Here is a 24,431-nt window from a genome sequence, read left to right on the forward strand (position 1 = left end):
GCTATTGGCCGGCGGCTCTGGCCGCCAGCCACTGCGGGATGCGCCGCTCCAGGTAATAGCCCGGGCGCCGTGGCGAACCGTCGACGAAGCCGACGTGACCGCCGTGGGCGTGCAGTTCGAACTGGATGCTCGGCGCCAGCTCCCCCGGCTCCGGCAGGCTGTGGCGGAACACGAAGGGGTCGTCGGCGGCCTGGATGATCAGCGTCGGGGTGTGGATGCGGCCGAGGAAGTAGCGGCTCGAGGCGCGCCTGTAATAGTCCTGGGCATCGCTGAATCCGTGCAGCGGCGCGGTGATTCGCCCGTCGAAGTCCCAGAAGGTGCGCATGCCGTCCAGTGGGCCGAGGCGTTCCAGGGTCGACAGGCGATCGGCCTGGCCCAGGTCGGCGAACAGCCGCTGCTTGCTGCGCACGTAGGCGACCATCTCGCGCATGAAGTGCGCCTGGTAGACCCGGGAGAAGCCCTGGCCGATGCGGTCGGCACACTGGTCCAGGCGAAACGGCACGGACACCGCCACCGCGCCGCGCAACTGACTGGCGTTGCCGGCTTCGCCGAGGTGTTTGAGCAACACGTTGCCGCCCAGGGAGTAGCCGACCGCGTACAGCGGCGCCAGGGGCCGTTGCGCGCAGAGGTGGGCGATGGTTTCCGCCAGGTCCTCGCTGGCGCCGGAGTGGTAGCCGCGCGCCAGCAGGTTGGGCTCCCCGGAGCAGCCGCGCCAGTTCAATGCCACGCTCGCCCAGCCCCGGGCGGCCAGGGCCAGTTGCAGCCCCACCACATAGCGCGAGTCGGACGAGCCGGTCAGTCCGTGCAACACCAGCACCAGGGGCGCGGTGGCACTGTGCGGGCCATGCCAGTCGAGGTCGAGGAAATCGCCGTCCGCCAGCCACAGGCGCTCGCGCCGGCGCCTCAGCGCCGCCGGCTTGCGGCACAGCGGGTTCCACAGCGTCTGCAGGTGCGGGCCGGGCAGCCACCAGGCGGGTTTGAAGGTTATGGGCATGGACCGTGTCTGCATGCTGAAATCAGGCCGCTGCTTGATCCGAGGCGAGTGTGTCCGGATTGTCCGCGCCGCTTCGGGCTTGCGGCAATGCCGGCTTTTTCAGTGCCGACGCTTGCGCAGTATGCGCCAGGCACACCAGGCAAGTACCAGCAGGGCGGCAATGCGCTGGTTGGCCAGGCCGATGGTGATACCGAGGTTCGGGTTGTGCGGTATCGAACGTGCCAGGTGGAGCGCAATTTCCTGCTGACTGAACAGCACCGGCAACGCCAGTGCGATCAGCAGCAGGTAGGGCAGGTGGGTGTAGATGAAATCCTTCATCCGCGCTGCCACAAGGCGTAGTACACCTGACCGGCCTGTTTCTCCCGGTGCAGCCGCCAGTTGCCGGGCAGGCCCAGGTTAGAGGGCGGCGTTTCGCTCTCGCTGTAGATCCAGGCGTGGGGGCTGAGCCAGCCGCGACTTTCCAGCAGGTTGCAGATCGGCGGCAGCAGGCCCTGGTGGAACGGCGGATCGAGGAACACCAGGTCGAAGGCCGTGGTCGGCTGCTGCTGCAGGTAGGCGAGGGCGTCGGCCTGCAGCAGCTGGCCGTGCTCGCAGCGCAGGGTCTGCAGGTGGCCGCGCAGGGCGGCCACCGAGTCCGGGTTGAGGTCCAGGGCCAGGGCGCTGCTGGCGCCACGGGACAGCGCCTCCAGATAGAGGGCGCCGCTGCCGGCGAAGGGGTCGAGCACCCGTGCGCCCTCGACATAGGGCGCCAGCCAGTTGAACAGGGTCTCACGCACGCGGTCGGGCGTGGGGCGCAGACTCGGGCCATCGGGGAAGGCGAAGCGGCGCGAGCGCCACTCGCCGCCGATGATCCGTAACTGGCCCTGGCCGCCATGGGCCTTGGCGGGTTTGACGGGGGATCTGGGCATCAGTGCTCCGGAACGCCGGTGGGTTGCTCGGCGGGCTTGTCGCTCGGTGGTGGCAGCGGTTGCTGCGCCACGTCCGGACCGGCGGTGACGATCACCAGGGAATCGGGGTCGAGGTGCCTGGCCATCGCCGCCTTGACCTGCTCGACGTCGAGGGCCTGGACCTGGGCCATGAAGGTCTCCAGGTAGTCCAGCGGCAGGTCGTAGAAGCCGATGGTGCCGAGCTGGCCGACGATCGCCGCGTTGCTCGCGGTGGAAAGCGGAAAGCTGCCCGCCAGCTCGCGCTTGGTGTCGTCCAGTTCCTTCTGTGTCGGGCCTTCTTCCAGGTAGTCGCGCAGCAGGTCCTTGACCAGCTGCAGGGTGCCAGCGCTGAGTTCGGCGCGGGTCTGCAGGTTGATCATGAAGGGGCCGCGCGCCTGCATGGCGCTGAAGCCGGAGTAGACGCCGTAGGTCAGACCGCGTTTCTCCCGCACCTCCTCCATCAGCCGGGTGCCGAAGCCGCCGCCGCCGAAGATCTGGTTGCCCAGGTAGAGGGCGGCGTAGTCCGGATCGCGGCGGTCGATGCCGAGCTGGGCGAGCATCAGGTGGGTCTGCTCGGACGGGAAGTCGATGTGACTGGCGCCGGCCTGCGGAGGCTCCGGCTGGGCGATGCGTGGCAATGCCGGGCCTTTCGGCAGGGCCGCCGATACCTGGGCGACGAGGGCCTCGGCCTCGCTGCGCGAGAGGTCGCCGACCAGGGCGATCACCGCATTGCCGGCGGCGTAGGCTTTGGCGTGAAAGGCCTGCAGCTGCTCGCGACCGATCGCCGGGATCGACGTTTCGTTGCCGTCGCTGGGATGGGCGTAGGGATGCTCGCCGTACAGGCGCTGGAACAGCTCCAGGCTGGCCAACTTGCCGGGGTCCTGCTTCTGGTACTCGAAGCCGGCCATCACCTGGTTCTTGATCCGCCCCAGGGCGTCCTCGGGGAAGGTCGGCTGGCCGACCACCGTGGCGAACAGCTTCAGCGCCGGCTCGCGGATCTCGGGCGCGCTGAGGGCGCGCAGGCTGGCCACCGCCATGTCGCGATAGGCGCCGTTGCTGAACTGGGCGCCGAGGTTCTCGAAGCCGGCGGCGATGGCGCCGACGTCCTTGCCCGGCACGCCCTCGTTGAGCATGGCGTTGGTCAGCATGGCCAGGCCCGGCACGCCGTCATCCTGGCTGCTGCCGGCGGCGAAGGTCAGGCGCAGGTCGAACATCGGCAGCTGGGGGGCGGCGACGAACAGCACCTTGGCGCCCTCGGCGGTTTGCCAGGTCTGAATCTGCAGGTCGCGGCGCGTCGGTGCCTGGCCGTTCAGTTCGGTGAGGGATTCCAGCTTGCCGGCCTCGGCCGGCTTGGCGGGCGGCGCGGCGGCGTCCTCGCGGGTGACCGTCAGCAGCACCAACAGCGCCAGGCCCAGGAGGCCATAGCGCAGAGCGTTGCGTTCATTCATCACGCGCCTCCTCGGGCAGGACATGGGCGACGCTGAGGCGGTCGCGGGTGAAGAAGGTGCGGGCGGCGCTCTGGATGTCGGCCGGGGTGACCGCTTCCAGCTCGGCCAGCTCCTGATCGATCAGTTGCCAGGACAGGCCGACGGTTTCCAGCTGGCCGATGGTGGTGGCCTGGCTGGTGATCGAGTCGCGGTCGTAGACCAGCTCGGCGATGACCTGGGCGCGCACCCGCGCCAGCTCCTCGGCCGAAGGCGGGCTCTGCTGCAGGTCCTGCAGCTCGCGCCACAGGCCGGCTTCCGCCTGTTCCAGGCTCTTGCCGGTCTGCACGTTGGGGGTGGCGGACAGCACGAACAGGCTGTCGCCGCGGGCGTAGGCGTTGTACCAGGCGGATGCGCCGGAAACCAGTTCCTGGCCGCGCTCCAGACGAGACGGCAGGCGCGCGCTGTAGCCGCCGTCGAGCAGGGTGGCGATCAGGCGCAGGGCATGCACCTGGCGCGGCTGCTCGGCGGTGGCCAGGCCGGGCACGTTGAAACCCATCAGCAGGCTGGGCAGCTGGGTCTTCAGGTGCAGGGTGAGGCGCCGCTCTCCAGGGGCCGGCAGTTCGCGCGGGGGCTTGGCGCTCGGCACGGGGCGACGGGGAATGGGGCCGAAGTAGCGCTCGGCGAGCTTATGCACCTCGTCGGCCGTTACGTCGCCGACCACCACCAGGGTGGCGTTGTTCGGCGCATACCAGGCCTGATACCAGGCGCGCAGCTCCTCGACGCTCATGCGTTCGAGGTCGGCCATCCAGCCGATGGTCGGGGTGTGGTAGCCGCTGGCCGGGTAAGCCATGGCCTTGAAGCGTTCGTAGGCCTTGCCCGAGGGTTTGTCTTCGGTGCGCAGGCGGCGCTCTTCCTTGATCACTTCGATTTCGCGCTGGAACTCGTCGGCCGGCAGGCGCAGGCTGGCCAGGCGGTCGGCTTCCAGCTCCAGGGCCACCGCCAGGCGGTCGCGGGCCAGCACCTGGTAGTAGGCGGTGTAGTCGTCGCTGGTGAAGGCGTTCTCCTCGGCGCCCAGCTCGCGCAGGATGCGCGAGGCCTCGCCGGGGGCGATCTTGTCGCTGCCCTTGAACATCATGTGCTCCAGGGCGTGGGACAAACCGGTCTGGCCGGGCGTCTCGTAGCTGGAGCCGACCTTGTACCAGATCTGCGACACCACCACGGGGGCGCGATGGTCCTCGCGGACGATGACCTTGAGGCCATTGTCCAGGCTGAATTCGTGGGTCGGTTGGGGGGCGGCGGCGAGCGCCATCAGCGGCATGCAGAGTGCGCCGAGGACTGCGGCGACGGCGCGGCGGGCAATCATATTCATTAACTGTCGACCTGTCGGGCGGCCCGCTTGGACTTAGCGTCGGCGGGCGCGGAGGTGCTAGGATACTCATCCGTTTTACCGGCGGCCATGCCTGTTAAGCCAGCTGAAAACTGTTGCGCAACTTCTCTCGAGGTTATCTGCGCGGCTTTTGCGATGTTTTCAGACCAGCCTAGCGGCGCGTCGCTCCTTTGAGATAGCCGTCCTCCATGTTTGGTTCCAACGACGACAAGAAGACTCCCGCCACACCTGCGGCCGAGCAACCTGCCGAGAAAGGCGCGGACAAGACTGCGGAAAAGAAGGGCCTGTTCGGCTGGCTGCGCAAGAAGCCGCAGGCGCCTGCCGACAACGCCGCGCCTAACGCTCCCGAGCCATCTCCTGCTGCCGACGTGGCGCAGGTGCCGGCAGCAGAGCAACCGGTACCTGCGCCGCTTGCTCCGCCTGCCGATAGCGCCGTGTCCGCGGCCGCTGAACCGTCTCCCCAGGCCGCTTCCGCAGAGGCACCGCCAGCCACCGAACCGCCTGCGGCGCCGTCCGCCGGCTACCTGCCAGAGGCGCCGGCCGCCCCGCAATCTGCGCCGGGGTCGACGCCAGCCGCAGCGCCCAGCGCCTCGCGCTTTCGCATCAACGCCGGTAGCGAGGTGCTGCACACGCCGCTGCCGACCCCTGCGCCCGAGCCCGCCGAGCCGCCTCCGCCAGTGGTCGTGGCGCCGGTCGAGCAGGCCAAGCCCGGCGACAACCAGGGCGGCTGGTTCGCCCGTCTCAAGCAGGGCCTGTCGAAGACCAGCGCCAGCCTCGGCGAGGGCATGGCCAGCCTGTTTCTCGGCAAGAAGGCGATCGACGACGACCTGCTCGACGAGATCGAGACCCGCCTGTTGATGGCCGACGTCGGCGTCGAGGCCACGACGGCGATCATCCAGAGCCTGACCCAGAAGGTCGCGCGCAAGCAGCTGACCGACAGCGGCGCGCTCTACCAGGCGCTGCAGGGGGAGCTGACCGCGCTGCTCAAGCCGGTCGAACAGCCGTTGCGCATCGACCACGCCAAGCGTCCCTACGTGATCCTGGTGGTCGGGGTGAATGGCGTCGGCAAGACCACCACCATCGGCAAGCTGGCGAAGAAGCTGCAACTGGAAGGCAACAAGGTGATGCTGGCCGCCGGCGACACCTTCCGCGCCGCGGCGGTGGAGCAGCTGCAGGTGTGGGGCGAGCGCAACCAGATCGCGGTGATCGCCCAGCACACCGGCGCCGACTCCGCCTCGGTGATCTTCGATGCGGTGCAGGCCGCCAAGGCCCGCGGCATGGACGTGCTGATCGCCGATACGGCCGGGCGCCTGCACACCAAAGACAACCTGATGGAAGAGCTGAAGAAGGTGCGCCGGGTGATCGGTAAGCTGGACGACAGCGCGCCCCATGAAGTGCTGCTGGTGCTGGATGCCGGCACCGGGCAGAACGCCATCAACCAGACCAAGCAGTTCAATCAGACGGTCAGCCTCAGCGGTCTGGTGCTGACCAAGCTGGACGGCACCGCCAAGGGCGGGGTGATTTTCGCCCTGGCCAAGCAGTTCGGTTTGCCGATCCGCTATATCGGCGTCGGTGAAGGCATCGACGACCTGCGCACCTTCGAGGCCGAAGCCTTCGTCCAGGCGCTGTTCGCGGAGAAATAGGGATGATTCGATTCGAGCAGGTCGGCAAGCGTTACCCCAACGGTCACGTCGGGCTGCACGAGCTGAGTTTCCGCGTGCGCCGCGGCGAGTTCCTGTTCGTCACCGGCCACTCCGGTGCCGGCAAGAGCACCCTGCTGCGGCTGATCCTGGCGATGGAGCGGCCGACCAGCGGCAAGCTGCTGCTGGCCGGGCAGGACCTGGCGCAGATCACCAGCGCGCAGATTCCCTACCTGCGGCGGCAGATCGGCGTGGTGTTCCAGAATCACCAGCTGCTGTTCGACCGCAGCGTGTTCGACAACGTCGCCCTGCCCTTGCAGATTCTCGGACTGGGCAAGGCCGAGATCGGCCAGCGGGTCGGCGCCGCGCTCGAGCGGGTGGCCCTGTCGGACAAGGTCGAGCTGTTTCCCGGCGACCTATCCACCGGTCAGCAGCAGCGCGTCGGCATCGCCCGCGCCATCGTCCATCGTCCCGCCCTGCTGCTGGCCGACGAGCCGACCGGCAACCTCGATCCGCGCCTGGCGGCGGAGATCATGGGCGTGTTCGAGGACATCAACCGTCTGGGCACCAGCGTGTTGATCGCCAGCCACGACCTGGCGCTGATCGCGCGCATGCGCCACCGCATGCTGACCCTGCAGCGCGGCCGCCTGATCGGCGACGGGGAGGCGGTCTGATGAGCGCCACCCGCATTCCGCCACCGCAGCCGGCCCAGCGCGTCGGCGCCGCGCCGAAGAAGGCCGAGCAGAAGACCCCGGACGACGGCCCGGACTTTCGCAGCCAGTTGCACGCCTGGCTGGAAAGCCACCGCGCCAGCCTGGTCGACAGCCTGCGCCGGCTGGCCAAGCAGCCGGTCGGCAGCTTCTTCACCTGCCTGGTGATGGCGGTCGCCCTGAGCCTGCCCATGGGCCTGGCCCTGCTGCTGGATAACGTCGAGCGCCTCGGCGGCTCCTGGCAGCGCGCGGCGCAGATCTCCCTGTTCCTGCAGATCGACGCCAGCGATGCCGAGGGTGAGGGGCTGCGCGAGCTGATCGCGGCGATGGAGGATGTCGCCGAGGCCGAGTGGATCAGTCGCGAACGGGCGCTGGACGAGTTCCAGCAGCAGTCCGGCCTGGGCGAGGCGCTCAAGGAGCTGCCGGAAAACCCCCTGCCCGGCGTGGTGCTGGTCACCCCCAGGGAAATCGACAAGGCCACCCTGGAGGCCCTGCGCCTGCGCCTGGCCGAGCTGCCCAAGGTGCAGCAGGCCCAGCTCGATCTGCTCTGGGTCGAGCGCCTGACGGCGATCCTCAATCTGGGCGACCGCTTCGTCTTCGGCCTGACCCTGCTGCTGGTGCTGGCCCTGCTGCTGGTGATCGGCAACACCATTCGCCTGCACATCGAGAACCGCCGCACCGAGATCGAGGTGATCAAGCTGGTCGGCGGCACCGACAGCTACGTGCGTCGGCCCTTCCTCTATATGGGCGCGCTGTACGGCTTCGGTGCCGGCCTGCTGGCCTGGTTGGTGCTGGCCTATGGCCTGGGCTGGCTCAATGGCGCGGTGGTGCGCCTGGCCGGTCTGTACGGCAGCAACTTCGCCCTGGCCGGGGTGCCGGTGGCCGACGGTCTGTCGCTGCTGCTCGGTGCGGTGCTGCTGGGTTACATTGGCGCCTGGCTGGCCGTCGCGCGCCATTTGAGCGAGCTGGCGCCCAGGTAGTAACTGATTGATTTGCTTAATATTGACTATCTGTAACGGAACTTGTATACGCTTATTCAGTCGTATTCGGCAGTGCTAAACTGCACGCGTTTTGTGAGTCGGAGGGTTCGAATGTCAACGTCCTTGCAACCTGTTCATGCCCTAGTCCCAGGCGCCAACCTGGAGGCTTACGTGCACGCGGTCAACAGCATCCCGCTGCTGAGCCCGGAGCAGGAGCGCGAGCTGGCCGAGAGTCTGTACTACAAGCAGGATCTCGAGGCCGCGCGGCAAATGGTCCTGGCCCACCTGCGCTTCGTCGTGCACATCGCCCGCAGCTATTCCGGTTACGGGCTGGCCCAGGCCGATCTGATCCAGGAAGGCAACGTCGGCCTGATGAAGGCGGTCAAGCGCTTCAACCCGGAAATGGGTGTGCGCCTGGTATCCTTCGCCGTGCACTGGATCCGTGCCGAGATTCACGAGTTCATCCTGCGCAACTGGCGCATCGTCAAGGTCGCCACCACCAAGGCCCAGCGCAAGCTGTTCTTCAACCTGCGCAGCCAGAAGAAGCGCCTGGCCTGGTTGAACAACGACGAAGTGCATGCGGTGGCGGAAAGCCTGGGCGTCGAGCCCCACGAAGTGCGCGAGATGGAGAGCCGTCTGACCGGTCACGACATGGCCTTCGACCCGGCCAGTGACGCCGACGACGACAGCGCCTTCCAGTCGCCGGCCCAGTACCTGGAAGACCACCGTTACGACCCGGCCCGCCAGCTGGAGGATGCCGACTGGAGCGACAGCGCCACGGCCAACCTGCATGAAGCCCTGGAAGGGCTCGACGAGCGCAGTCGCGACATCCTCTACCAGCGCTGGCTGGCCGAAGAGAAGGCCACGCTGCACGACCTGGCCGCCAAGTACAATGTCTCCGCCGAGCGCATCCGCCAGCTGGAGAAGAACGCGATGAACAAGCTCAAGGGCTCGATCGCCGCGTAAGCCGCCCAATCGAACAAGCCGCACCCGGGTGCGGCTTTTTTCTGCCTGGAGATCACCCGTGAAGCTGCCTCCCCTGGGTCCCTGGCACTGGCTGGTATTCGTCGCCGTCGCCTCGTTGTTCTTCGCCTGGGGCGCCTGGCTGGTGCGCGCGGCCCAGCCGGCTGCGCCGCTGCCTTGGCTGGCCGAGTGGCAAACCGAGGTACTGGCACCGCTGGCCGACGAGCGCCTGCGTCTGGCGGAGCTGGGCGCCCAGGTTGGGGGCGAGCTGTGGCTGCAGCCACGTCCGGATGGGGCGCGCCTGCTCTATCGCGGCGACTGGCGGACCGACGGCGAGACATGGCGGCTGGAGGCCGAGATCGCCTTGACTGAGGCTGAGCGCGAAAGCCTGATGGCGGCGGCCGGACTGGGGGGCGACGACGCCGAGCAGCCGTTGGCCGCGGCCTTGCTGGCGCAGCTGGGCCATCACGGGATCATCAGTCTGACGCTCGAACCAGTGGCCGATGTGCCCGTCGAGCGCGTGGGGGCCAGTCTCGGCCAGCCGCGCCTGCGCCTGCAGCTGGCCGAGGGCGAGGCCTGGGTCTACCCGGACCTAGGGCTGACCGCCCACGCCGCAGGCGAGCAGCTGCGGCTGCTGCAGGTCGTGCCGCGCCGGGCCTTGAGAGCGCGCTGAGTCGACTGGCAACGTGCGGCGGCCGCTACAGCCAGTCCGGCCACCATTGCGGGCGAGCGCCCCGCAGCCGGTTCAGGTAGTGGCTGCCGCCCAGCTGCCACATCTGCTGGCGAATCCAGGCCGCGCGGCGACCGACATGGCTGTTCGGCCGGCTGGCGCTCCAGTTCCGCGGGTTCGGCAGCACGGCTGCCAGCAGGCTGGCGCGCTGGCGCGACAGGTAAGGTGCTGCGGTGCCGAAATGATGACGCGCGGCGGCCTCCGCGCCGAACACCCCTTCACCCCACTCGGCGCTGTTGAGGTAGACCTCGAGAATCCGTTGCTTCGGCCAGAGCAGCTCGATCAGCGCGGTGAACCAGACCTCCACGCCCTTGCGCAGCCAGCTGCGGCCGGACCAGAGGAACAGGTTCTTGGCCACCTGCTGGCTCAGCGTGCTGGCGCCGCGCACCGAGCCGCCCTGGCGGTTGTGGCTGAGTGCCGCGCGGATCGCCGCGATATCGAAGCCCCAGTGTTCGGCGAACTTCTGGTCCTCGGCGGCGATCACCGCCAGCTTGAGGTCGTCGGGCAATTCGCTCCAGGGGCGCCAGCTCCGTTGCAGGTCGATCGGCTGGCCATCGATCCAGGATTCAACCTTGCGCTCGACCATCAGCGCCGTACCGGGCGGTGGCACCCAGCGCAGCAGCAATACCAGCAGGGCCGTGGCGGCCATGAAGTAGAGCAGCAGTTTCAACAGTTGGCGGCGGATGGAGCGGAACATGCGAGCTTGGCCGGCGGGGGAATGGCGGCCATTATACTGGTCGCCTTCGAATTGTCTGGAGTGACCCATGGCTCGTCTGTGGTTGTTGTTGGCCGCCTTGGCCGGATTCACCGGGGTCGCCTTCGGCGCCTTCGCCGCCCATGGTCTGAAGAGCCGGCTCAGCGTCGACCATCTGGCGGTATTCCAGACCGCCAGCCACTATCAGCTGATTCACGGCCTTGCCCTGTTCGGCGTCGCCCTGCTGGCGCGCCAGGTCCCCGGGCGTCTGATGAACCTGGCCGGGGCGCTGTTCGCCCTGGGCATCCTGCTGTTCTCCGGCAGCCTGTACCTGCTGGCGCTGAGCGGCTACAGCAGATTCGGTATCATCACCCCGTTCGGTGGTCTGGCCTTTCTCGGCGGCTGGCTGTGCCTGGGGTTGGCGGCCTGGCGACGGACCTGACCCGTGCGTCAGGAAGGCTGGACGAATGGCGCCCTTTAGCCTTGGTCGGCGCCGATGATCGGGCTAGAATGCCGTCCCCCTCTCAAGATGTGACCGCTCCGTCATGCACATTCAGTTGAACGGTGAAGCATTCGAGCTGCCCGATGGCCAGACCGTCGCCGACCTGCTCGGCCGCCTGGACCTGGCCGGCCGGCGCATTGCGGTGGAACTCAATCTGGACATAGTGCCACGCAGCCTGCACGCCAGCACCGCGCTTCGCGACGGTGACCGGGTCGAAGTGGTGCATGCCATCGGCGGCGGCTGAGGCCGCCGCCAACCACGTCCCCGTCATCAGCCCCGAGGAGTCTTTCATGAGCCACGTTCGCAGCGACAAGCCCTTCACCCTGGCCGGCCGTACCTACCAGTCCCGCCTGCTGGTCGGCACCGGCAAGTATAAGGACCTCGAGGAGACCCGCGCGGCCATCGAGGCCTCGGGTGCGGAGATCGTCACGGTCGCGGTGCGCCGCACCAATATCGGTCAGAACCCCGGCGAGCCGAACCTGCTCGAGGTGATCTCGCCGGAGCGCTACACCATCCTGCCGAACACCGCCGGTTGCTACGACGCCGAGGAAGCCGTGCGCACCTGCCGCCTGGCCCGCGAGCTGCTGGACGGGCACAAGCTGGTCAAGCTGGAGGTGCTGGCCGACCAGAAGACCCTGTTCCCCAACGTGATCGAGACCCTCAAGGCCGCCGAAGTGCTGGTCAAGGACGGCTTCGACGTGATGGTCTACACCAGCGACGACCCGATCATCGCCCGCCAGCTGGCCGAGATGGGCTGCATCGCGGTGATGCCGCTGGCCGGCCTGATCGGCACCGGCCTGGGCATCTGCAACCCCTACAACCTGCGCATCATCCTCGAAGAGGCGACGGTGCCGGTGCTGGTCGATGCCGGGGTCGGTACGGCCTCCGACGCCACCATCGCCATGGAGCTGGGCTGCGAGGCGGTGCTGATGAACAGCGCCATCGCCCATGCACAGAACCCGGTGCTGATGGCCGAGGCGATGAAGTACGCCATCGAGGCCGGACGCCTGGCCTACCTGGCCGGGCGCATGCCGAAGAAGCTCTACGCCAGCGCGTCCTCGCCGCTGGACGGCCTGATCCGCTGAGTGCTGGCCGACTCTCGACCTATCGATTCCAAGAGTGCCCCATGACTGAATCCCACGACCCCTCGGCTGAGGCCGAGGCCACGCGCCCATTGCGCACCATCAAGAGCTTCGTCATGCGCGCCGGGCGCATGACCGAAGGCCAGCAGCGCGGCCTCGACCAGGGCTGGCCGCGATTCGGTCTGCGCCTGGAGGACGCTGCCCAGGACTTCGACCAGGTGTTCGGCCGCAGTGCGCCGCGCACCTTCGAGATCGGCTTCGGCATGGGCCACTCCCTGCTGGAAATGGCGGCGGCCGCTCCGGAGCAGGACTTTATCGGCGTCGAGGTGCACCGACCGGGCGTCGGCGCGCTGCTCAACGGCCTGATGACGCAGAATCTGAGCAACGTGCGCGTCTACAGCTGCGATGCCCTGGAGGTGCTGCGCCAGTGCGTGGCCGACGCCAGCCTCGACCGCCTGCTGCTGTTCTTCCCGGACCCCTGGCACAAGGCCCGTCACCACAAGCGGCGGATCGTCCAGCCGGCCTTCGCCGAGCTGGTGCGGCAGAAGCTCAAGATCGGTGGCGTGCTGCATATGGCGACCGACTGGCAGCCCTACGCCGAGCATATGCTCGAAGTGCTGAGCGCGGCGCCGGGCTACAGCAACCAGGCGGTGGACGGGCAGTACGTGCCGCGCCCGGCGGAACGGCCGATCACCAAGTTCGAGCGCCGCGGCGAACGCCTCGGCCATGGCGTGTGGGACCTCAAATTCCAGCGCACTACCTGAGCCGAACCCGTAGACTCCCGGCGCTGCTCGAGCAGCGCCGCCATCGGGATGATGGCAGAAGATCGGGACCACCCGACGCCAGGACGGCACCCCACCTCGACGACTCCGATAAAGCGCGGTCACTAACGCGCGAAATAAGAAAAGGCGGCGCACGCTCGGCTGCGCCGTGAGGAGAATGCTGTGTTGCGAACACTTCCACTGCTGTTGTTGGCGGCCCTGGCGCTGCCCGCGCAGGCCAAGATCGACGCCGTCCAGGCTGCGCGCCTGGGCCAGGACCTGACGCCCCTGGGCGGTGAGCGGGCCGCCAGTGCCGACGGCACCATCCCCAGCTGGCAGGGTGGCCTGGCCCAGCCGCCGGCCGGCTACCGGGCGGGTGCGCACCATCCCGATCCCTATGCCGCCGACACCCCGCTGCACCAGGTCGACGCCGGCAATCTCGAGCAGTTCCGTTCCCGCCTGTCGGCCGGTCACCAGGCACTGCTGGCGCGGCACCCCGACTACTTCCTGCGCGTCTACCCGACCCGGCGCAGCGCCGCGGCGCCGCAGCGGATCTACGACGCCACCCGCTTCAACGCCCTCAACGCCGAGCTGATCTCCGGCGGTAACGGCGTCGCCGGAGTCGCCGCGGGGGTGCCCTTCCCGGTGCCGGAGAACGGTCAGCAGGCGATCTGGAACCACATCATGCGCTACCGGGGCGAGCAGATTCGCATGGTCACCAACCAGGCGGCGGTGCTGGCCAATGGCGCCTATACCCTGCTCAAGCTGGAGCGCGACATCTACTTCCGCTATGGCCGCGAAGACGTCAGCCCGCAGGACCTGGACAACACCCTGTTCCATTACCGCTACAAGGTGGTCGCCCCGGCCAAGCTTGCCGGCTCGGCGCTGCTGGTGCAGGAGACCCTCGATCAGGTGCTGGCGATCCGCAAGGCCTGGCGCTTCAGTCGCGGCGAACGCCGGGTGCGGCGCCTGCCGATGCTGGCCTACGACAGCCCCCAGCCGGACACCAACGGCATGGCCACCGCCGACATGGTCGACACCTACAACGGCGCCCCGGATCGCTATACCTGGCAGCTGCTGGGCAAGCAGGCGCTGCTGGTGCCCTATAACAGCTACGCGGTGCACCAGCGCGGCATCCCCTACGACAGCATCCTGCAACGCAACACGGTCAACCCGGGGCTGCTGCGCTATGAACTGCACCGTGTCTGGCTGGTCGAGGCCGAGCTGCGCAAGGGCTTCCGCCATCCCTATGCCAAGCGCCGCTTCTACCTGGACGAGGACAGCTGGCAGATCCTCGCGGTGGACCTGTACGACGACGAGGGGGAGCTGGTCGGCCTGCAGGAGAGCCACCCGATCAGCTACTACGAGGTGCCGATGTTCGGCAGCACCCTGGAGACGCTCTACGACTTGAAGGGGGGACGCTACTTCGTCGACGGCCTGGACAACAACGAGCCGATGTACGATTTCGCCGCCGACCTTGGCCCGCGTGACTTCACCCCGCAGGCGCTGCGCCGCGTCGGCAACTGAGAACGGGCTAGTTATCGTGGAAAAGCCGCCGCATCAGGCGGCTTTTTCGTGTCTGGGGCTGGCGCTAGCCGCGATCGGCCAGCACGCCGATGAGGAAGAACACCAGCAGCAGCACCGGGGCCAGGGTGTAGTTGTTGAAGTGCCCCAGACCCTGGGACAGCCAGGGGGTCAGGAAGACGATCGCCAGGCCGTAGCCCAGGGCGCAGACCAGCACGAAGATCAGGGTGCGCAGGAAGAAGTTGAGGCTGCCGATGCTGCGCTGCACCCAGGCGTTGATCCCCGGGCCGAACAGCACGAACAGGGTGGCCATGATCGCCAGGGAGATGTCGTACAGGTGGCCGCGGCTCCAGCGCGACAGGGTGGCGATCAGCTCGAGTAGCAGGTCCATGCGGGGTCCTTAGCGCCGCGGGCGCACGAAGAGTCGGTCAGGGTAGGAAGTGTTGCAGCAGGTCGTTGAGAAACAGCTGACCCTCGCGGGTCGCGCTCAGCCGTGCCGGATCGCGGTGCAGCAGGCCGCGGCGCTCGGCCTCGGCGCGGGCGCCGGCGAGCAGCGCCAGCGGCAGGCCGGTGCGCTCGCTGAACAGCTCGCTGGCCACGCCGTCGGTGAGGCGCAGCACGTTCATCAGGAATTCGAAGGGCAGTTCGTCCGTGCCCAGCAGGCGTTCGCCGGCGCTGAAGCGCTTGTCGGGGTCCAGGTAATCCTTGGGCAGGCGGGTCTTCCAGTTGCGCTTGATCACGCCCTGCGGGCTGCTCAGCTTGGCGTGGGCGCCGGCGCCGATCCCGAGGAAGTCGCCGAAGGTCCAGTAGTTGAGGTTGTGCCGCGCCGCCTTGCCCGCTTGGGCGTAGGCCGACACCTCGTACTGGGCGTAGCCGTGCTCGGCGAGCAGGGCCTGGCCGGCCTCCTGGATGTCCCAGAGGATGTCGTCTTCCGGCAGCGTCGGCGGCTGGCTCCAGAACACCGTGTTCGGCTCCAGGGTCAGCTGGTACCAGGACAGGTGCGTCGGCGCCTGGCTGATGGCGATGCGCAGATCGCCCAGGGCGTCGTCGAGCGACTGGTCCGGCAGGCCGTGCATCAGGTCCAGGTTGAAGTTGTCGAAGCCGGCGGCGCGCGCCATGTCGGCGGCGCGGATCGCCTCGTCGCCGTCGTGGATGCGTCCCAGGGCCTGGAGTTTCTGCGCCTGGAAGCTCTGCACGCCGATCGACAGGCGGTTGATGCCGAGGGTCCGGTAGGCGGCGAACTTGGCCTGCTCGAAGGTGCCGGGGTTGGCTTCCAGGGTGATCTCGATGTCGGCGGCGAACGGCACGCGGTGCTCGACGCCTTCCAGCAGTCGGCCGAGGGCCTGGGCGGAGAACAGGCTGGGGGTGCCGCCGCCGAAGAAGATCGAGGTCAGCGGGCGGCCATGGACCTGGGGCAGCTCTTCATCGAGATCGGCCAGCAGGGCGTCGACGTACTCCTGTTCCGGCAGCGTCGGGCCGGCGGCGTGGGAGTTGAAGTCGCAGTAGGGGCACTTCTTCACGCACCAGGGAATGTGGATATAGAGCGCCAGCGGCGGCAGCTGGAAGCCTGCGCCCGCAGAGTGGCTCATGGGAGCCCCAGGCGCTGCTTGAGCAGGGCCATGGCGCGGGCGCGGTGGCTCAGCTGGTTCTTCTCCGCCGGTGCCAGTTCGGCACTGGCGCACTGGCGCTCCTCGACCCAGAACAGCGGGTCGTAGCCGAAGCCCTGGTCGCCGCGCGCCTGGTGCAGGATGCGTCCGTGCCACAGGCCTTCGCAGAGGATCGGCAGCGGGTCTTCGGCGTGTCGCAGCAGGGCCAGGGCGCAGACGAACTGGGCGCCGCGCTGTTCATCGGGGACGTCCTTCAGCGCTTCGAGCAGCTTGGCGTTGTTGGCGGCATCGCCCTGGCGGTCAGCGAAGCGTGCCGAGTAGATGCCCGGGGCACCGCCGAGGGCATCGACCGCCAGGCCGGAATCGTCGGCCAGGGCCGGTAGTCCCGACACCCGGGCGGCGTGGCGCGCCTTGAGTATGGCGTTTTCGACGAAGCTCAGGCCGGTCTCTTCCGGTTCGACGCTGCTGAACTCGCCGACCGAGCGCACCCGCACGGCATCGCCGAGCATGGCCTGGAGTTCCTTGAGTTTGCCGGCGTTGTGGCTGGCGAGTACGAGTTCGGTGATGGGCATCATTCGTCGGGGAAGAATTCCTGGCTGAAGTCGAAGCTGTGGGCGACGGCGTCGCCGGCCTTGACGTTGATGGTGAAACGCAGCACCTCGCGGCTCTCGAAGGGGAACTGCGCCAGGTAGTAGATCGCCGTGCCCTCGTTGACCTGCTTGAACTGAAGGGGATAGTTCTGCCCGAGCAGGTTCTTCACCGTGCCCTCGACACTGGCGGTCATGGGTTTGCCGGCCTTGAGCACGGAGATGTTGACCACGCCCTGGGTCTTGCTGCGCACCAGGCCGGCGGCTGCGGCGACATCCGGCTGGAGAAACCCGGAGTTGAAGGCGATGTAGTGCACGTCCAGCTCGCCGAAGCTCTGCTTGCGCTCGGCAAGCGCCGGCAGGCTCAGGCACAGGGCGATAAAGAATAAGGCGATGCGGCGCATGGTGGCTCTCCTGCAAGGTTGGGCCTGGAGGGGCGGACGGCTCAGCTGGCGGTCTGCGTGTCCAGGGCGGTGGGCCCGCTGATTCGGTAGATGCCGATCTCACCTAACAGATTAGGCCAAATACGACTGGCCCAGCCGTGGCGGTGGTCGCGGTCGACCGCCAGGCGCTCCTGGATGCTGGCCTGCTGCGCGTGGCACAGACGCTCGAAGTCCTCGAAGGTGCAGAAGTGGATGTTCGGCGTGTTGTACCAGGTGTAAGGCAGGAAGTCGGAGACCGGCATGCGCCCCTTGCTGGTCAGGTACCAGCGGCAACGCCAGTGGCCGAAGTTGGGGAAGGTGATGATGCAGGTGCGACCGACCCGCAGCATTTCCGCCAGGACCTTGTCGGGGAAGTGCAGGGCTTGCAGCGACTGGGTCATCACCACCACGTCGAAGCTGGCGCTGGCGAAGTTGCCGAGGCCCTGGTCGAGGTTCTGCTCCACCACATTGACGCCGCGCTCGATGCAGCGGGCGATCTTGTCCGGGTCGATTTCCAGGCCGTAGCCACTGACCGCCTTGTGCTCGGCCAGCCAGGCCAGCAGTTCACCGTCGCCGCAGCCGAGGTCGAGCACGCGGCTGCCGGCGGGAATCCATTCCTGGATGATGTCGAGATCTGCACGCATGGCGGGGTTACACCTGGATTCGGTTCATGTAGCTGGAAAAGGCCTGCAGGTAGCGCGGGATCGGCATGAGGAAGGCGTCGTGGCCCTGGGGCGCGTCGATCTCCAGGTAGCAGACGTTCTTGCGGGCGGCCATCAGCGCGTCGACGATTTCCCGCGAGCGCAGCGGGGAGAAGCGCCAGTCGGTGGTGAAGGACATCACGCAGAAGTCGGCGCTGGCCGTGGCCAGGGTCTTGGCCAGGTTGCCATCGTGGTCGGCGGCCGGGTCGAAGTAGTCCAGGGCCTTGGTCATCAGCAGGTAGGTGTTGGCGTCGAAGCGCCCGGAAAACTCCTCGCCCTGGTAGCGCAGGTAGCTCTCGACCTGGAACTCGACGCTGTGAAAGTCGTAGTTGAGCTTCTCGCTCTTCAGGCCGCGGCCGAACTTCTCGCCCATGGCGTCATCCGACAGGTAGGTGATATGCCCGACCATGCGCGCCAGCATCAGCCCGCGCTTGGGAATCACCCCCTGTTCCTGGAAGTGCCCGCCGTGGAACTCCGGGTCGGTGAGGATGGCCTGGCGCGCCACCTCGTTGAAGGCGATGTTCTGCGCTGACAGCTTGGGCGCCGAGGCGATGGCCAGGCAGTGACGCACGCGCTCGGGGTAGCTGATGGTCCATTGCATGGCCTGCATGCCGCCGAGGCTGCCGCCGACCACCGCGGCCCATTGCGCGATGCCCAGGGCATCGGCCAGGCGCGCCTGGCTGTGCACCCAGTCTTCCACGGTCATCACCGGAAAGTCCGCGCCATAGGGCTTGCCCGTGGACGGGTTGAGGCTTGAGGGGCCGGTCGAACCGTTGCAACCGCCGAGGTTGTTCAGGCTGACGACGAAGAACTTGTCGGTGTCGATCGGCTTGCCCGGGCCGATGCAGCTGTCCCACCAGCCCGGCTTGCGATCCTCCGGGCTGTGATAGCCGGCGGCATGGTGGTGGCCGGAGAGGGCATGGCAGATCAGCACCGCGTTGCTGCGCGCCTCGTTCAGCCGGCCATAGGTCTCGAAGATCAACTGGTAGTCGGCCAGGCTGCGCCCGCAGGCCAGCGCCAGGGGCGCGGCAAACTGCAACACCTCGGGCGTTACCAGGCCAACGGAATCGGGGGGGAAGGCAGTCGGCATCGACCCTGCTCGCGAAAAAGGAAGGAAAAACGAAGTGCAGCAGTCTAAAGAGCGCTGCCCCCCGCGGCAAGCGCAGGGGGCGCGGCACCTGGCGTCGTCTTGCGGCTATTCGGCGGCGCTGAGCAGGCGGTTGGCGCCCGGCAGGCTGACCACCTTGCCCTGGCGCTGAATCGGCGCCGGTCGACGCAGGGTGCGCAGCATCTCGCCGGCCTGGGCCAGTTGCTGCTCGAGCTCGCTGCAGTAGCGCGCCAGTTGCTGGCTGCGCTGGCGGCTCTGCTGGGTTTCCTGGGCCAGGGCCTTGAGTCGCAGCATGTGGGTTTCCAGCAGCTGCTTGTGTTCCAGGGTGTGCTGCATCAGCGGCATCAGGGCGTCGGCGGCCCACTGTTCGGCCTCCTGGCGCAGGCGCTGGTGCAGGCCGATGACTTCCTGCACCAGGGTGGCGAAAAAGCGCCGGGTCAGGCTGCGTTGTTCGGTGAGCAAGGTCTTGAGGTGCAGGCGGAACTGATCGGCCTTGGCCTGCTGCTGGTTGAGCTCGGTCAGGTAACGGGTGACGTCGAACTGCGGCGCGTCGACGCCGTGCAGCGGGTTCTCCTCGTTGTGCCGGCGGTAGATGGCGGCCACCATCTTGTTGGCCATCTCGGCCTCGTGGGCCAGGCTGTGCAGGTCGTTTTCCACCGAGTGGAAGAAGTGCAGGATGGCCTGGTTGATGCCCAGGGTGGTCCAGCTGCCGGTGAGGTTGCGGCGCACCTTGTTCAGGTGCTCGTCGAGGCGTTCCGCTCGGGCCGCGGCGCAGAGCAACTCGCCCTGGCGCTTGAGCAGGCGCTGATTGGTCTTGAGTCCGAGCAGGCGGCGATGGTGGCGGCCATGGTCCTCCTTGGTCTTGGCCGTCAATTCGAACAGCAGCTGACCGTTGTCCTGCTGGTGGTTGCTGAGCAGGGCCTGCTGCTCGTTGACCTTCTCCAGGCGCAGGTTGAGCACATGCTGGCTGTTCTGCAGCAGTGCCAGCACCTGGCTGACCACGCGGTTCTCGATCAGGCGTTCCTTCTGGCTGACGATGCGCTCGCACAGCAGGGTTTCCAGGCCGCCCATCTGGCTGCGGGCGAGCAGCGCCTGATCCTTGCGCACCTTGGCCAGCAGGGCCTGTTTGGCCGAGAGTGGCAGCACGTCCTCGGTCTTGATGCCGAGCTGCTTGGCGGTGGTGGTCTGGATGCGGGCGATGGCGTTCTGCACGAAGGCCTCGCCGGCCAGGTCGTCCCACAGCACGTCGATCTTGTTGAGCACGGCGAACAGGCTGGTCTGGGTGTCGTCGTCGAGCTGGCGGATGTGCTGCTGCCAGATGTCCATGTCGCTGGCGGTGACGCCGCTGTCGGCCGAAAGCAGGAAGAGGATCGCCTGTGCGTTGGGCAGCATCGACAGGGTCAGTTCCGGTTCGCTGCCCAGCGCGTTGAGGCCCGGCGTGTCGAGGATGCGCAGGCCCTGGCGCAGCAGGGGGTGGTCGAAATTGACCAGGGCGTGGCGCCAGGCCGGCACCAGCACCTGGCCGGGCTTGCCGGTGCGCTCCAGCATGTCCGGGTGGAAGCCCAGCTGGATCGCCTGTTCCACCGGCATCGGTTTGGTTCGCGCGACCTGGGTGAAGGCCTGGATCATGTTGTTCGGATCGCTGGGGTCCAGCGGAATGTTCACCCAGTGCCCTGGAATGCGCTTGAACTGCGACACGTTGGCTTCGGACAGGCGCGTCTCGATCGGTAGCAGGCGAATATAGGAGCGTTCCGAGCGGGGGTCGAAGAACAGCTCGGTGGGGCACATGGTGGTGCGACCGGCCTGGGAAGGCAGCATGCGCTGGCCGTATTCGGAGAAGAACAGGCTGTTGATCAGCTCGGTCTTGCCGCGGGAGAACTCGCCGACAAAGGCCAGGGTGATGTGGTCGGTGCGCAGCAGGCGCAAGGCGCGCTCGAGTTTGGCTTCCACTGCGTCGGAGGTCAGGCGATTGGTCGCCAGCCAGCTGCGATAGCGGGTGATTTCGCGCATCAGCTCGCGCTTCCAGGCGACGAAGGCATCGACCTGTTGACTGAGACGTTCCATGCTCATCCGGGCGTTCCTCTCGGTAGCGCATCCGTGGGACGCGGCCGCGGTGCAGGTCTCATCCGGGCCAGCGGGGTATCCGCTGCGGCGCCCCGCCTGTGCCGCAAGCGACTGCGCGTGACGCCTGCCGAGGCGCCCCGCGACCCGCACCTTCGCGTGCGAGCCTGGCAGGCATTATGCGCAGCGGGCCCCGTGCGTCAATTGGACAGCGTCACAGTCCCGCCTTGTGGTCGCCCGGGCGGAGCGAACGGTCAGCGCCGCTGGTCGGGCGCGCGCCGCGGCGCCTGGTCTGGACTCACCAGGGCCGCCGCGGCGAACCCTTTAGATCGCCAGGCTGAGCCCGCGAAACATGCCGGTCATCATCGCCAGGTTGCGAATCACCAGCATGTCGACCAGGTTGAGCGCCAGAAAGGCGACGATAGGCGAGAGGTCCAGGCCGCCCAGGTTGGGCATGAAGCGGCGGATCGGCGCCAGCAGCGGCTCGCACATCTGGTTGATCAGCTCCACCGCCGGGTTGTGGCTGCCCTGGGCGACCCAGGAGAGGATCACGCTGATGATCAGGGCGAAGAAGAACACCTTGAGGAACAGGGCGGTGACGCCGATGATCGACCAGACCAGCAGTTGCAACGGGTTGCCGACGCCGTAGCCCATCAACATCATGGTCAGGGTCATCAGCAGCAGCTGCACCAGAATGGCCAGCACCAGCGAGGCCAGGTCGAGGCCGGCAAAGCCGGGGATGACCTTGCGCAGCGGCTTGAGCAGCGGCTGGGTGGCGCGCACGATGAACTGGCTGAGCGGGTTGTAGAAGTCCGCGCGTACCAGTTGCAGGATGAAGCGCAGCAGCACCACCAGCAGGTACAGGCTGCCGAGGGTTTGCAGGATATACACGGCAGCGGTATCGAGTCCGATCATCATTAGCTCCTTATTGACCCAGCTGTTCGGCCAGTTCCGCCGAGCGGCGGGCGGCGGCGTTGAGCGCCTGTTCGACCAGGGCTTCGAAACCGCCGGCCTGGAAAGTCTTGATCGCCGCCTCGGTGGTGCCGGCGGGCGAGGTCACCCGGCGGCGCAGTTCCGCGGCGTCGACATCACTGGCCACGGCCATCTGCGCCGCACCGAGGGCGGTGTACTGGGTCAGCTGGGCGGCGGTCTCGCGCGGCAGGCCGAGTTTTTCGCCGGCGGCGGTCATCGCCTCGATCAGCAGGAAGAAGTACGCCGGACCGCTGCCGGATACCGCGGTGACCGCATCGATCAGCCGCTCCTCGTCCAGCCACAGGGCCAGACCGACGGCGCCGAGCAGTTGCTCGGCCTGCTGACGCTGGGTGGCCGACACCCGGGCGTTGGCGTACAGGCCGCTGACGCCCTGGCGCAGCAGGGCCGGGGTATTGGGCATGCAGCGCACGATGGCGCGCGGGCCCAGCCAGCCTTCCAGGCTGGCGCTGGTGATGCCGGCGGCGACCGAGACGATCAGCTGACCCTCGCCCAGGTGCGCGGCCAGGTCCAGGCAGACGTCCTTCATCACCTGCGGCTTCACCGCCAAGACGATGACCTCGGCGCCGGCGACCGCCTCGGCGTTGGCGGCGAAGGTCTCGATGCCATGTTCGGCGGTGATCTTGGCGCGCTGCTCGGCGCCGTGGTCGCTGGCGCGAATCGCGCCGGCCTCGACGCCTTGGGCGCGCAGGCCGCCGATCAGGCTGGCGGCCATGTTGCCGGCGCCGATGAAGGCAATGCGGGGAGTGGTCATATCGAGTTTCCTATAGTAGTCGGTGGGGGCAGCGGCTAAGGCTGCCCATAGTCGCGGGCGCCGAACAGGGCGGTGCCGATGCGCACCCAGGTCGCGCCCTCGGTGATGGCCGCCTCCAGATCATGGCTCATGCCCATGGACAGGGTGTCGAGATCGAGCCCCAGGCCTTCCTGCAGCTGGCGCACGCGGGCGAACGCCGCGCGCTGGGCGGTCGGGTCGTCGGTGGGTTCGGGGATGCACATCAAGCCGCGCAAGCGCAGATGGGGCAGCCGTGCGACCGCCTCGGCCAGGGCCGGCAGCTGCTCGGGGGCGCAGCCGGATTTGCTGGCCTCGCCGCTGACGTTGACCTGCAGGCAGACGTTCAGGGGCGGCAGCTGGGGCGGGCGCTGGGCCGAGAGGCGCTCGGCGATCTTCAGGCGATCGACCGAGTGGACCCAGGCGAAATGCTCGGCGATGGCGCGGGTCTTGTTCGACTGGATGGGGCCGATGAAGTGCCAGGTCAGCTCCAGATCGCCGAGCTCGGCCTGCTTCTCCAGGGCCTCCTGCAGGTAGTTCTCGCCGAAGTCGCGCAGCCCGGCGGCATGGGCCTGGCGCAGCGCGCCGGCGGGCTTGGTCTTGCTCACCGCGAGCAGGCCGATCGACGCACAATCGCGCTGCGAGGCTTGCGCCGCCTCACGGATGCGCGCTCCGACCTTTGCAATATTCTCTGCTATCGTGGACATTACTCGCGCTCTGCAGCCCCGGTCGTTAAGCGTTCGCGGCATTCTACCTGCTTGCTTGTCATTAGGGAGTCCCATGGATATCACTGAGCTGCTTGCCTTCAGCGCCAAGCAAGGCGCGTCGGACCTGCATCTCTCTGCTGGTCTGCCGCCGATGATTCGGGTCGACGGCGATGTGCGCCGGATCAACCTGCCGGCCCTGGATCACAAGCAGGTGCACGCGCTGATGTACGACATCATGAACGACAAGCAGCGCAAGGACTTCGAAGAATTCCTCGAGACCGACTTCTCGTTCGAGGTGCCCGGGGTCGCGCGTTTCCGGGTCAACGCCTTCAACCAGAACCGCGGTGCCGGCGCGGTGTTCCGGACCATTCCGTCCAAAGTGCTGACCATGGAAGACCTCGGCATGGGCGATGTGTTCCGCAAGATCACCGACGTGCCGCGCGGCCTGGTGCTGGTCACCGGACCCACCGGTTCGGGCAAGTCGACCACCCTGGCGGCGATGCTCGACTACCTCAACAGCACCAAGTACCACCATATCCTGACCATCGAGGACCCGATCGAATTCGTCCACGAGTCGAAGAAGTGCCTGGTCAACCAGCGCGAGGTGCACCGCGACACCCTGGGCTTCTCCGAGGCCCTGCGCTCTGCGCTGCGGGAAGACCCGGACATCATTCTGGTCGGCGAAATGCGGGACCTGGAGACCATCCGCCTGGCGCTGACCGCCGCGGAAACCGGTCACCTGGTGTTCGGCACCCTGCACACCACCTCGGCGGCCAAGACCATCGACCGGGTGGTCGACGTGTTCCCCGCCGAAGAGAAATCCATGGTCCGCTCGATGCTCTCCGAGTCCCTGCAGGCGGTGATTTCCCAGACCCTGCTGAAGAAGATCGGCGGCGGTCGGGTGGCGGCCCACGAGATCATGATCGGCACCCCGGCGATCCGTAACCTGATCCGCGAGGACAAGGTGGCGCAGATGTATTCGGCGATCCAGACCGGCGGCTCGCTCGGCATGCAGACCCTGGACGCCTGCCTCAAGGGGCTGGTGGCCAAGGGGCTGGTCAGTCGCGAGAGCGCCCGGGAGAAGTCGAAGAACCCGGAAAACTTCTGATTCAGCATTTCCCGTGCGCCATCGGGGTGTGCGGGGTTCGGGCCAGTGGCG

General features: G+C 67.6%; 27 protein-coding genes. 11 read left to right on the plus strand and 16 right to left on the minus strand.

Annotation, left to right across the window (positions count from 1 at the left end; genetic code table 11):
• Position 1: 1 nt before the first annotated feature.
• The 5 genes from KDW96_RS13500 to KDW96_RS13520 all read right to left on the minus strand — a co-directional run bounded on the left by KDW96_RS13500 (position 2) and on the right by KDW96_RS13520 (position 4,716).
• Positions 2-994 carry a hydrolase gene (locus KDW96_RS13500; protein WP_255836769.1) on the minus strand — a complete coding sequence of 331 codons (993 nt, stop codon included), beginning with the start codon at positions 992-994 and terminating at the stop codon, positions 2-4.
• Positions 995-1,093: 99 nt separating this feature from the next.
• On the minus strand, positions 1,094-1,312 hold the full coding sequence (locus tag KDW96_RS13505) for a hypothetical protein (RefSeq protein WP_255836770.1): 219 nt from the start codon (positions 1,310-1,312) through the stop codon (positions 1,094-1,096).
• Positions 1,309-1,902 (minus strand): 16S rRNA (guanine(966)-N(2))-methyltransferase RsmD, encoded by a 594-nt coding sequence (gene rsmD, locus KDW96_RS13510; protein WP_255836771.1) that lies wholly within the window; start codon positions 1,900-1,902, stop codon positions 1,309-1,311. The genes KDW96_RS13505 and rsmD overlap by 4 nt, the downstream gene beginning before the upstream one ends.
• Complete coding sequence (locus KDW96_RS13515; RefSeq protein WP_255836772.1) at positions 1,902-3,368, minus strand: M16 family metallopeptidase; 1,467 nt, start codon at positions 3,366-3,368, stop codon at positions 1,902-1,904. Before KDW96_RS13515 ends, rsmD begins: the two co-directional genes overlap by 1 nt.
• Positions 3,361-4,716: a M16 family metallopeptidase gene (locus KDW96_RS13520; protein WP_255836773.1), complete on the minus strand. Its 1,356-nt coding sequence runs from the start codon at positions 4,714-4,716 to the stop codon at positions 3,361-3,363. Before KDW96_RS13520 ends, KDW96_RS13515 begins: the two co-directional genes overlap by 8 nt.
• A gap of 206 nt (positions 4,717-4,922) precedes the next feature.
• Between KDW96_RS13520 and ftsY the strand changes: the two genes are divergently transcribed.
• The 5 genes from ftsY (at position 4,923) to KDW96_RS13545 (ending at position 9,700) form a co-directional block, all read left to right on the plus strand.
• On the plus strand, positions 4,923-6,377 hold the full coding sequence (ftsY, locus tag KDW96_RS13525) for a signal recognition particle-docking protein FtsY (RefSeq protein WP_255836774.1): 1,455 nt from the start codon (positions 4,923-4,925) through the stop codon (positions 6,375-6,377).
• Between the two features lie 2 nt (positions 6,378-6,379).
• Entirely contained in the window at positions 6,380-7,048 is a 669-nt protein-coding gene (gene ftsE / locus KDW96_RS13530; protein WP_255836775.1) for a cell division ATP-binding protein FtsE, read from the plus strand.
• Positions 7,048-8,064 (plus strand): permease-like cell division protein FtsX, encoded by a 1,017-nt coding sequence (gene ftsX / locus KDW96_RS13535; protein WP_255836776.1) that lies wholly within the window; start codon positions 7,048-7,050, stop codon positions 8,062-8,064. The genes ftsE and ftsX overlap by 1 nt, the downstream gene beginning before the upstream one ends.
• Before the next feature lie 111 nt (positions 8,065-8,175).
• Complete coding sequence (gene rpoH / locus KDW96_RS13540; protein ID WP_255836777.1) at positions 8,176-9,030, plus strand: RNA polymerase sigma factor RpoH; 855 nt, start codon at positions 8,176-8,178, stop codon at positions 9,028-9,030.
• Positions 9,031-9,088: 58 nt separating this feature from the next.
• Positions 9,089-9,700, plus strand: a complete 612-nt coding sequence (locus tag KDW96_RS13545; protein WP_255836778.1) for a hypothetical protein — start codon at positions 9,089-9,091, stop codon at positions 9,698-9,700.
• 25 nt (positions 9,701-9,725) lie between these two features.
• Here the strand turns inward: KDW96_RS13545 and mtgA are convergent, their stop codons facing one another.
• Positions 9,726-10,454 carry a monofunctional biosynthetic peptidoglycan transglycosylase gene (gene mtgA / locus KDW96_RS13550; protein WP_255836779.1) on the minus strand — a complete coding sequence of 243 codons (729 nt, stop codon included), beginning with the start codon at positions 10,452-10,454 and terminating at the stop codon, positions 9,726-9,728.
• Positions 10,455-10,521: 67 nt separating this feature from the next.
• Between mtgA and KDW96_RS13555 the strand changes: the two genes are divergently transcribed.
• The 5 genes from KDW96_RS13555 (at position 10,522) to KDW96_RS13575 (ending at position 14,323) form a co-directional block, all read left to right on the plus strand.
• Complete coding sequence (locus KDW96_RS13555; RefSeq protein WP_255836780.1) at positions 10,522-10,893, plus strand: DUF423 domain-containing protein; 372 nt, start codon at positions 10,522-10,524, stop codon at positions 10,891-10,893.
• Between the two features lie 103 nt (positions 10,894-10,996).
• Positions 10,997-11,197 carry a sulfur carrier protein ThiS gene (gene thiS, locus KDW96_RS13560; RefSeq protein ID WP_255836781.1) on the plus strand — a complete coding sequence of 67 codons (201 nt, stop codon included), beginning with the start codon at positions 10,997-10,999 and terminating at the stop codon, positions 11,195-11,197.
• A 46-nt stretch (positions 11,198-11,243) separates the two neighbouring features.
• A complete protein-coding gene (locus KDW96_RS13565) occupies positions 11,244-12,038 on the plus strand; it encodes a thiazole synthase (protein WP_255836782.1) in 795 nt (264 codons plus the stop codon).
• An 89-nt stretch (positions 12,039-12,127) separates the two neighbouring features.
• Positions 12,128-12,799, plus strand: coding sequence for a tRNA (guanosine(46)-N7)-methyltransferase TrmB (gene trmB, locus KDW96_RS13570; RefSeq protein ID WP_255840528.1), 672 nt, complete (start codon positions 12,128-12,130; stop codon positions 12,797-12,799).
• A gap of 180 nt (positions 12,800-12,979) precedes the next feature.
• Positions 12,980-14,323, plus strand: a complete 1,344-nt coding sequence (locus KDW96_RS13575) for a DUF1329 domain-containing protein (RefSeq protein ID WP_255836783.1) — start codon at positions 12,980-12,982, stop codon at positions 14,321-14,323.
• 64 nt (positions 14,324-14,387) lie between these two features.
• Here KDW96_RS13575 and KDW96_RS13580 read toward each other — a convergent pair whose 3' ends face one another.
• From KDW96_RS13580 to KDW96_RS13625, 10 genes are all read right to left on the minus strand, one after another.
• Entirely contained in the window at positions 14,388-14,711 is a 324-nt protein-coding gene (locus KDW96_RS13580; protein WP_255836784.1) for a DUF3392 domain-containing protein, read from the minus strand.
• Positions 14,712-14,748: 37 nt separating this feature from the next.
• On the minus strand, positions 14,749-15,909 hold the full coding sequence (hemW, locus tag KDW96_RS13585; RefSeq protein WP_255836785.1) for a radical SAM family heme chaperone HemW: 1,161 nt from the start codon (positions 15,907-15,909) through the stop codon (positions 14,749-14,751).
• Positions 15,906-16,502, minus strand: a complete 597-nt coding sequence (rdgB, locus tag KDW96_RS13590; protein WP_255836786.1) for an RdgB/HAM1 family non-canonical purine NTP pyrophosphatase — start codon at positions 16,500-16,502, stop codon at positions 15,906-15,908. Before rdgB ends, hemW begins: the two co-directional genes overlap by 4 nt.
• Positions 16,499-16,918, minus strand: coding sequence for a DUF4426 domain-containing protein (locus KDW96_RS13595; RefSeq protein ID WP_255836787.1), 420 nt, complete (start codon positions 16,916-16,918; stop codon positions 16,499-16,501). Before KDW96_RS13595 ends, rdgB begins: the two co-directional genes overlap by 4 nt.
• A 41-nt stretch (positions 16,919-16,959) precedes the next feature.
• Positions 16,960-17,580, minus strand: coding sequence for a methionine biosynthesis protein MetW (gene metW, locus KDW96_RS13600; protein WP_255836788.1), 621 nt, complete (start codon positions 17,578-17,580; stop codon positions 16,960-16,962).
• Positions 17,581-17,587: 7 nt separating this feature from the next.
• Positions 17,588-18,727: a homoserine O-succinyltransferase MetX gene (metX, locus tag KDW96_RS13605; RefSeq protein WP_255836789.1), complete on the minus strand. Its 1,140-nt coding sequence runs from the start codon at positions 18,725-18,727 to the stop codon at positions 17,588-17,590.
• Positions 18,728-18,832: 105 nt separating this feature from the next.
• Positions 18,833-20,815 carry a dynamin family protein gene (locus KDW96_RS13610; RefSeq protein WP_255836790.1) on the minus strand — a complete coding sequence of 661 codons (1,983 nt, stop codon included), beginning with the start codon at positions 20,813-20,815 and terminating at the stop codon, positions 18,833-18,835.
• A gap of 315 nt (positions 20,816-21,130) precedes the next feature.
• On the minus strand, positions 21,131-21,721 hold the full coding sequence (locus tag KDW96_RS13615; RefSeq protein ID WP_255836791.1) for a YggT family protein: 591 nt from the start codon (positions 21,719-21,721) through the stop codon (positions 21,131-21,133).
• Between the two features lie 10 nt (positions 21,722-21,731).
• Positions 21,732-22,550: a pyrroline-5-carboxylate reductase gene (gene proC, locus KDW96_RS13620; RefSeq protein ID WP_255836792.1), complete on the minus strand. Its 819-nt coding sequence runs from the start codon at positions 22,548-22,550 to the stop codon at positions 21,732-21,734.
• A gap of 35 nt (positions 22,551-22,585) precedes the next feature.
• A complete protein-coding gene (locus tag KDW96_RS13625; protein ID WP_255836793.1) occupies positions 22,586-23,272 on the minus strand; it encodes a YggS family pyridoxal phosphate-dependent enzyme in 687 nt (228 codons plus the stop codon).
• Positions 23,273-23,345: 73 nt separating this feature from the next.
• On the opposite strand from KDW96_RS13625, the gene pilT reads away from it, so the two are divergent.
• Positions 23,346-24,380 carry a type IV pilus twitching motility protein PilT gene (gene pilT / locus KDW96_RS13630; RefSeq protein ID WP_208707319.1) on the plus strand — a complete coding sequence of 345 codons (1,035 nt, stop codon included), beginning with the start codon at positions 23,346-23,348 and terminating at the stop codon, positions 24,378-24,380.
• Positions 24,381-24,431: the final 51 nt, after the last annotated feature.

It is taken from the genome of Pseudomonas benzenivorans, assembly GCF_024397895.1.
In the GTDB taxonomy this organism is placed as follows: domain Bacteria; phylum Pseudomonadota; class Gammaproteobacteria; order Pseudomonadales; family Pseudomonadaceae; genus Aquipseudomonas; species Aquipseudomonas benzenivorans_A.